Source organism: Bacteroidota bacterium (assembly GCA_013696965.1).
Classification (GTDB): domain Bacteria; phylum Bacteroidota; class Bacteroidia; order JACCXN01; family JACCXN01; genus JACCXN01.
This window is the reverse complement of sequence record JACCXN010000056.1, coordinates 72,480-79,456: the sequence shown is the minus strand read 5'-3', so window position 1 is coordinate 79,456 and position 6,977 is coordinate 72,480. Positions and strand designations below refer to the sequence as shown.

Below are 6,977 nucleotides of genomic sequence, written 5' to 3'. Positions count from 1 at the left end.
AGGAATACAATGACCCACCACAAGATTTTATACAAGGGGTTCTTTTTTGAAATTGTTAAATACTGATGAATTTGTTCAATGAAATCAGTAGTTTTGCTTAACCTAAAAATTGTTTAGGACAACATTGTTTTCTTATCTTATATTATTCAGAAGATCTAAAGAAAGGTAATTACAGAATTGAAGAAATTGAATTTTTATTGTATATAAATTGTTTTTGTTCTTGTGGGAGTTAATGAATGGTTTTCATAAATATCATAGGTAACGCTTCCTTGACCAACACAGTGCACTCTCAAATCAATAAGTCCCGAAGAAATAGACTCTAAAACTGCTTTATCATTATCCCCTGTAAATATCCATTTATTTAATATTATTCCCATATCATATCCCACAATACTTGTATTAGGATTTGAAATTACTTTCAGGTGGGATCCTTTAGGTAAATCGGCACAAAAGCTAACACTTTCGCCAATAGAGACTATTTGGTGGCTTGTATTGTTTAAAATATTGATTCCAAAGTGACCACTTTCCGGATATTTTATTGATCCTGTATATGTATAGGTCGCGGAACTAATAAATTGTTTTACATATTTTTCAAAATCCGAAATAACTGCCGAAACACCTAGGGACTGGAACTTGTTTTCAATATTTTTTCTGACTTCAGGTAAGTTGATTAATCTGGCGCTGTTTATTAGCTCTGAACCAAGTGCGGAACTATTCAATACACCGTCAATTTTGATATCCGTGGAGATATCGGCCAAGAATTGCGACATTTCAGCTTCTGTTCTATATCCTTGCAGTATCACTGAGAGTGCCAGTAAAATAGCGTTGTCGTCTCCGTTTTTAGAAATATCCAGCAGCTCTGATTCGGAAATATCGGATTTTCCAATAAAAAAAATGTTTAGAATTTCTTTTTGCGCCTGCTTTTTCGCTTCCTTAAATGTAGAACCTTTGCCAAGCAAATATTCAATTCTGGAAACCTCTAAAGTGCTTAAAATATTGACATTTACAGTGTTCTTGTTTGTTAGGTCGGATAAAGCATACAAGGCAATAGAAGCCAAAGAATTGGCATTGGTCACTTCATTATAATAAAAACCCTCGGCTTTTAATTTTACCAAAGGTGTTTTGGTTTTAATATCATACAGTTCAAAAGAGCCCAGGTTATCTGAAATTTGAGTATTGAAAGATTTTCCTGTCTGAGAAAAGCTGCTATTTAATTCAAAAACAGTTATTGATTATCCATTTATAAAAGGCCCTTTTTGACTTATTCCGCTAATTTTATCCTTAGAAATGTTGTCTTTTTTGCAGGAAAAAGCAAGTATGACTATAGCAGCAGCAAGTGTTATACTAGTAATTTTTTTCATTTGTATATAATTTGTTTTTTAAATTTCATTAGTGTTTGCAAACGTTTGGTGCATGGCTATTTCACGAACTTACGTTTAACCTTGTTATATTCATTGCTGTTTTTGCATGCCTATTTTTTTACCAATAATGTTTTTTGAAAACCAATTCTTGATAATACATTTATTTTTATTCCATTCCTGCATTTCTACTATTACAATGCAATATTCTTTGGACATAATCTCTTATGTGTGGAATTCGTGTGACTTTTAGGGGAAAATTGGCTACAAAAAGGCTTAGAGTATATTATTTGGGATTTATTACACTTACAATGAAAAATCTATTTGGGCATGCTGCAAGTATAACTACAAGTTAACGGCTAGTTCTAAAACTAGGCTCTTCCCTTTAGGCCTGATTATGTTTTAATTTGAAAAGAAAAAGAGCTGCTTTGTGAGCTGAAGCTTTTAATAACTATCCTTTACTGCTATCTTTTCCGGTATTAGATTTTAATTTGAAGCGTAACATAAAAGCTTCTGCCGTCAGAGGGAATGATTCCCGGTCCGGGGTATCCTTCTGCCCTTCGGGTAAAATACATATTATTGGTAACATTATTTATTCCTGAAGCCAAAGACCAAAATTTACGGGAATATTCTGCTGAAATATCTATTACATAATAGGCGGGAACAATACCATTTACAGCATTGGTTGTAAATTCTGCATTGGTTGCATCTGTGAACTGCGAGGAAGTATAGGCGTATTGGGTAGATATTTTTAAATTATTTCGTCTGAAATTTAAGCCTGTTTTAAGCATATAATCCGGAACAAACTCAACTTTTTTGCCTTCATACGCTTTTTCTTCAGTATCCATATAACGCGCGTTGATTAAAGAAATATTGGAAAAAACGGACAGTTTTATTTTTGTATCTTTTTTTCTGGCAATTTTCCATATATCTGCTTCTGCAAATGCTTCTATGCCTGTGTTTCTGGAATCCGCAACATTGGTTCTCAACCGATAAATAGTATAAGTTGTTGAATCCAGTTTTTGAATTGAGCCAATTCTGTCATTATACTTTAAGTAAAAGATAGAGACATCATAATGTAGCACTTTGTCCTTATTTCCTCTTAACCCTAAATCAGCGCTATAACCGGTTTCATCTTTCAAGTCAGGATCAACCCTGAAGTTTGGATTTACAATCCTCATATCATTGAAATTAATGGAGCGGTAATTTTGAGAAAAATTAATATATATTTCAGCATTGTCTTTGTATTTATGACCAAGGCCAAGGCCGGCAAGAAAAAAGGAACGGTCACTTGATCTTTCCTCCTCATTGGTTGAAGAATAAATAATGTTATTCCCCATGTCTTTGTAAGTTTCTTTATAATAACCACGGGAATTTGTAGAAATATATTCATACCTGATACCTGGAGTAATATTTAATTTTTTTGTAAGCTGGAACACATTTTCTCCGAATAAAGAATAGTTAGAACTAGGAAAACGGAAATGAGAATTCTCAAGATCAGAAGGATTTAAATAATGAAATTCAGGCCCGTAATTACTGTTTGCCAATCCCTGCATTCTGTTGGTAAAGCCATTGTAGTACCTTGCTCCAATTAGTAAATTGCTGAACTGTCCGTTGGTTTTATAAGTATAGATCAATCTTGTTTCATTTCCTATATTTCTAAACTCATCCACTAAAAGGTCTCTTTCCTGAAGATGATCTACACGGTTGATATTGCCTAAAAATCCCAGGGCTTTTCTGTTTGCCAATAAGCCATAAAAACGGTTGTTTACTCTTACTTTTTCAGAGAATTTATAATCCAACTGAACAGAATATAGGTTCCAGTCTACAGAAAACCAGTTTCTCTCCCTGGAAGAAGATCTTGGGTTTTCAGCAAACTGAGCATCAGTAAGACCTCCGGCTTGATGGGCCAGGTAATTCATATAGGTGTAATCAAAAGTTAATTTAAATGCTTCGGAGAAAGAATAGGTGGCAGTTGTAAAAGAGGTCTTTGTATTGAATTCTGAATTGCCTCTCCAGCCATTTCCTTTTTTGTATTGAAAGCAGGTATAGTAGTTTAATTTACCTACAGTTCCTCCAATGCTGTTAAATGTATTCAAGAAGCCCCATGAACCGGCTGTTTGTCTGGAAACAAGTTGAATTTTCTTATCCGATGGTCCACTTTTAAGTTTAAAATTAATAATACCTCCAAACTGAGTTCCGTATTGCAGTGAAGCGGCCCCTCTTACAATTTCAATTCTTTCTACAGCTTCGGCAGGAGGGGAATAATAACTTTCGGGATATCCTAATGCATCAGCACTTATATCATACCCGTTTTGCCTGGTGTTAAAGTTGCTAACCCGGTTGGGGTTTAATCCTCTTCCACCAATGCCTAACTGCATTCCCCCTGCATCGCTCTCCCAAATGTTTAAACCTGCTATTTTCGAATATATTTGCCTTGAATTATTGGTGGCCATGTTAGCAGTCATGTCTTCCATAATAATTACTTCGCTTTTTTTACCTGCATATATAGCTGAATTCTCTACATTATTAAGTTTGGTCAATCCAAAGCTGTTATCTTTTTCTGCAGTAACAATTACATTTTTTAATTCTGTTTTTAATTTTCCAAGGGAAATATCGATTTGTGTATCCGCATCTATCCTTATTTTTTCCTGGTAAGTTTTATATCCTGAAAAGAAAACAATAATGGTATAATCACCAGGGCTAATGCCTTTTATTGTAAATTCTCCGTTGTTTCCGGATAAAGCACTGAAAGATGTTTTTTGTAAAATAATGTTTGCAGCAAATATGGCCTTACCAGATTCTGCATCAGAAACTTTTCCGCTTAAATTCAGATCCTGGGATAAAGCCCCAAGCGCAGAACCCATTGCCAGGCATATTAATATGTAATATTTAAGAATCATCGCTCAAAAGGTAGCACCCATGTGCGTGTTGAAAAATGATTGTCACTTAATGCAGAAAGATTAACATTGGGATCAATATAAAGCCTGCTCCCGCTTCCATTTAAAGTAGCGTAGCTTTCCACTTTTACAATAGGATCGGCAATTCCTTTCTTTTGATATTCTTTCTTTAAAAAATGAGCGAACTGCAAAATCATATCGGGCTGAGTACACATCATTTTCTCCTGGTTGGTAGTTAAATAATCACAGATTGAAATTTCATCTGTGCCACCACTTACAGGATCTGTAACATAAAAAAATGCCGTGCCTGCTTTTTCCATCAGCATTACTCTCCATGAAAAACGGTAGCCTTGTTCCGTCCAGAATAACTTACCGGGAAATAAAAGATACCTCAATGGCAATAAAACCTGAATAAAAAAATGAAGACAGAAAACAAATAGGATGAGTTTTTTTGCTGTAAATGCCTGTGGTGTGGAAAATGCTTTCACATTATTGACTGGTAAAAGGTTCTTTAGGAATCCGATTATTTTTAAATGAAAGGATGGAGAAAAGAAAATAAGTGTTAACAAGATCATTACATAAGGAAACATGCCGATGGGAAATAAAATCCATGTTAATACATGGAAAACAATTACAGCGAAGTAAGCCACAGGCCTGAATCTTGCAGAGAGTAATAAAAAAGGGATCATAAGATCATAAATTGCCCCTGACCAACTGAAAAGATAGGCTACCCATTCCTCGTCAAATAAACTACCTATTACAGGCCATCCTGCATTTGCAGGAAGCCAGATCTTTAAAGGCATGGCGTTGATTAGCCAGTCATAATTTAATTTTGCAATTCCTGCATAAAAATAAACGATTCCCAGCTGAAGTTTAAGGGAATTAATCATCCAGGCTGGTATTTTTTCAATTTCAAGAGCTGGATTTCTATAAGTATCAAGCGAAAAATACCTGTTAGCAGGCAAAAAAATCATCAGGAAGGCCACTATGCTGATAAAATAATAGTGGTTCAGGTAATTGCTTTTATCAATGAGTTCAATATAAGTAAAAGTGATGAAAAAAAGTATTGTGGAAAACCTGTAATAAAGACCCAAAGCTATAAACAAGGCGGCTATTCCGCTAAATGCGAACCAGGCGTACATTAATAGTGGTGAAAATGGCTGTACCCATTCAAAACCTGCATAAGTAAAGAAGAAACCAGGTTTAAGGTACATTTCCTCTATCCATCCATTTAAGGCAAACCTTATTATTCCTACTGTCATTATTAACCCGAACAGTATCCTGAATACAGCAAGGGGTGCAATATGCACAGGTTTATATAAAGCAGAGGATTTTAATAGTTTAAAATTCAAATTAAAAGTATTGTTATTCTATGTGAAACCTATGTGTCAGTATTCTATTTTTCTAATTTTTTATAAAGGCGCAGGCATTAAAAACTTCTGCAAATGCCTGTGTTTTCAAATAAAAATCAATGCAATTTTTCAGTATTAATCAATCACCGTCATTATCCTGGTAGGTAATTAATACCCCTAGGGCTGATGGCATGTCTGCTTTTAAAAGAACTACGGCTTTTTGAATTTCTATGTAAGCGCTGTTTACAAGGGTGGTATTATTTAAAATAGTCGAAGATAATGGATCCGGCACAGCAGCAATGGCTGTCCTGGTTACAACGAATTGTTCTTTTATGGCCGCATCCAAAGTGCTTGAGTTATGTTTGGCATCCAGGTGAAGAAGATAATCATCAAGGCCTGTTTTATTTGTACCTGAACTTGTTTTTCCAAGATACAAGGCCTCAATAGCATTAAAATTTTCTTTTATTAAATCCATTGATTTACCACAATAATAAGCTTCCACTTTTTCAGGATAAGGAGTACCTAAAGATTTTTTTCCAAGAGGAATCCCCAGTTTATTGGTTTTTATTATTTCGTAATCATAATTCAACTGATTAACAAGCATTCCTATTGAACTGCCGGCATTATTGCCTAATGAAGTTGTAAAAGTGCCAATGTAATTTCCTCCAGAAGCTATCCATTGATTATTTACATAAGTTACCTGGTCAACAATCTCTGCAACAAGTGTATTCAAATACTGTTTTCTTTTTTCAGCATGTTCATCAGTGGTGTACTGCAGGACAATATCTGAGGATAAAGTGGAGTGAAATAAAAGAAAATCAATTGAAGGAAACCCTTTTGCTGTAAGATTGGAAGCGGTTGCCAAATTATAGCTGCCTGACCTTATATTGTTGTTAATTTTATTTGTATCTGTAGGAAAGGAGTTAATATTTGCACGCAGAATTCTTTGTTCTGCCGGCCCTATTTCAAAAGTAGAGCAATGTTGCCATGCTTTCCAGGAATTTAAAAAGGCAGTTTTACATTCTTCCAAATTGATATCATTGGGAGCCGCAGTAAAATTATCAACCGCAAGATTCAGCGCTTGCACTTGAGTAAGCAGCGTATTATAATTGGGTATTATAATCTCATTACCTATGTTTTCCAACATTACCTTTCTGTCAAAAGGAGGTTTTTCATCCACAATTTTTTTATCTTTTACACAAGATACTGTTGTGAAAAGCAAAGCAATTCCAAAAACCAAACAAGTATTTTTAACAGTAATTTTCATTCTTAAATTATTGCATTTTTTAAGTTCATAAGGAATACCCATATTCATCTTTTAATTAGTGTTCCCAATTGCTGATTATGGCTATTGTATGAACGTTTTT

General features: G+C 34.5%; 4 protein-coding genes. All 4 read right to left on the bottom strand.

Going from position 1 to position 6,977, the window contains the following annotated elements:
- Window positions 1–194: 194 nt before the first annotated feature.
- The 4 genes from H0V01_08605 to H0V01_08590 all read right to left on the bottom strand — a co-directional run bounded on the left by H0V01_08605 (window position 195) and on the right by H0V01_08590 (window position 6,925).
- Window positions 195–1,115, bottom strand: a complete 921-nt coding sequence (locus H0V01_08605) for a hypothetical protein (GenBank protein ID MBA2583426.1) — start codon at window positions 1,113–1,115, stop codon at window positions 195–197.
- A 722-nt stretch (window positions 1,116–1,837) separates the two neighbouring features.
- Window positions 1,838–4,261: a TonB-dependent receptor gene (locus H0V01_08600; GenBank protein ID MBA2583425.1), complete on the bottom strand. Its 2,424-nt coding sequence runs from the start codon at window positions 4,259–4,261 to the stop codon at window positions 1,838–1,840.
- Window positions 4,258–5,520 (bottom strand): HTTM domain-containing protein, encoded by a 1,263-nt coding sequence (locus H0V01_08595; protein MBA2583424.1) that lies wholly within the window; start codon window positions 5,518–5,520, stop codon window positions 4,258–4,260. Before H0V01_08595 ends, H0V01_08600 begins: the two co-directional genes overlap by 4 nt.
- A 229-nt stretch (window positions 5,521–5,749) precedes the next feature.
- Entirely contained in the window at window positions 5,750–6,925 is a 1,176-nt protein-coding gene (locus H0V01_08590) for an imelysin family protein (protein MBA2583423.1), read from the bottom strand.
- Window positions 6,926–6,977 lie beyond the last annotated feature (52 nt).

Coding starts and splice junctions, on each gene's coding strand:
- H0V01_08600 (MBA2583425.1), bottom strand. CDS start 4,261: ATGATTCTTAAATATTACATATTAATATGCCTGGCAATGGGTTCTGCG.
- H0V01_08595 (MBA2583424.1), bottom strand. CDS start 5,520: ATGACAGTAGGAATAATAAGGTTTGCCTTAAATGGATGGATAGAGGAA.
- H0V01_08590 (MBA2583423.1), bottom strand. CDS start 6,925: ATGAATATGGGTATTCCTTATGAACTTAAAAAATGCAATAATTTAAGA.